This is a genomic window from Bartonella sp. CL162QHHD (genome assembly GCF_042195435.1).
Taxonomy (GTDB): Bacteria; Pseudomonadota; Alphaproteobacteria; order Rhizobiales; family Rhizobiaceae; genus Bartonella.
On the sequence record NZ_JBHIOG010000021.1, the window covers coordinates 1 to 1,655 of the forward strand.

Here is a 1,655-nt window from a genome sequence, read left to right on the forward strand (position 1 = left end):
CGAAGCCGAAAAAGCCAAGGAAGTAGCTGATAGAGCGAAAAGGACAGCAGAAGAAGCTAAAACAACAGCCGATACGACGAAACAAGAGCTTGGAGGTATCAAGAGTTCCCTAGCAACGGCAACAACAGCCCATACAGTAGCTTCACAGACAAAAGTGCTAGCGGAAGAGGTAAACAATTTACTGAAACAGTCCAATTTAACGGTTCTTTCAATTTCCACACCGTTTCTTGTTGCGAAAGGCAAAGCGGAATTAACCTTGAAAAAAGGAACACGCATAACCTTGGCATTAGGCAATGATATTTTAGTTGCAAGTTATACGGCAGATANTAACCTTGAAAAAAGGAACACGCATAACCTTGGCATTAGGCAATGATATTTTAGTTGCAAGTTATACGGCAGATACAAGAATAAGCGTTCCTCCTCTTTCGGTGGGCAAAGATTATTATGTTTATTTGGTTTCTGATGGAGGACAGTCTCATAAACTTGTTTTATCAGAAAACTCTACGTATCCAAGGAATTACACAGTGAGTAATTCGCGAAAGATAGGAGGGTTTCATACGCTCTGTGCGGATGTTGGTACGATTTCCGGTCACCCATTGTCTGGTTATAGAGCAGGGGATATTTTACCCAATTCAGTTTGGTGTCTCAATCACCGCCCGCATAGTTCACCAGAAGGAATGGTTTATGACCCCTCTACAGATCTTTGGGTTGATATTTATCTTCAGTCAGGGACGGGTCACAATACCCGCTCGGCGTATAATGTTCCTATTACGACGAACCGTCTACAAACAGATCACATATCCGATATGCTGCGTGTTAGGAAGGCTTTGCTCAATAATACAGAATTTGCCTCCGCGATGTATGGAAGCAATGAAGGTGGTGGGATTCAAGGCAAAAAAGCACCTTCACCAAAACATTCTGGAGGTTATAAGAATACGGCAAATATACGGATGGTTTCGCATATCGGTTGTGAAGATGGTTGCGGTTATGTTTGGCAATTTGTGAAAGATGTTTGTTTCATGCAAACGGTAACTGGAACCTCACCAAATGTACAGTTTAAAAAAGATATGTATGCATTGTTGGCTGGTGGAGACTGGTCAGATACTACGAATATCAATCCACATCTGCGTGCAATCATTATACGGAATGCCATTTATGAATCGGCTGGCGCCCGTGGCTGTAGTTATCCACGGCATTTTATTTAGGAGGGGTAGATGATAGATTATCCAGAGCATTTAAATAGCAAAGAAGATTATATGAATATGCTTTCCTTTGATAAGGCTGAAACCGTAAGGAGGTTAGAGGTTCTTTTAGAGACGCGTTTTTATTGGGTTTTAGTCAAGGAGTTAAGTGAAGGAGAAGAGGGGATTGAAGATGACACGCATAAGGTTTGTCTAACAACAACCATACCGTTTGATTCAAATGGTGATTTTGTAGAAAAGCGTTGTCAGTATGAATTACAGGAAAGCGAATATGCGCCGCTCTTTCAACTTGGCTTTCGTGTTGAAGAAGTTGAGCAGCTGATCAAAGAGCATAGCCAATAGAGATCATAAGAAAACATTTTTATGCCGCCTCACTTTTGTGGGGCTTTTTTTATGGAGCGTCAGATGAGAAAGATATCGAAAGAAGGATTAGAGCTTATCAAACAATGGGAA

At 41.3% G+C, this 1,655-nt stretch carries 2 protein-coding genes; both read left to right on the forward strand.

The features are described 5' to 3' along the window. Positions 1-356: 356 nt before the first annotated feature. Positions 357-1,205: a hypothetical protein gene (locus ACFILD_RS02400; RefSeq protein ID WP_375664710.1), complete on the forward strand. Its 849-nt coding sequence runs from the start codon at positions 357-359 to the stop codon at positions 1,203-1,205. Between the two features lie 9 nt (positions 1,206-1,214). Beyond that, positions 1,215-1,544, forward strand: a complete 330-nt coding sequence (locus tag ACFILD_RS02405; RefSeq protein ID WP_375654732.1) for a hypothetical protein — start codon at positions 1,215-1,217, stop codon at positions 1,542-1,544. The last annotated feature ends 111 nt before the right edge of the window (positions 1,545-1,655 follow it).

Excerpts from the sequence above, each read along its gene's own strand:
- ACFILD_RS02405 (WP_375654732.1), top strand. The coding sequence starts at position 1,215 with ATGATAGATTATCCAGAGCATTTAAATAGCAAAGAAGATTATATGAAT.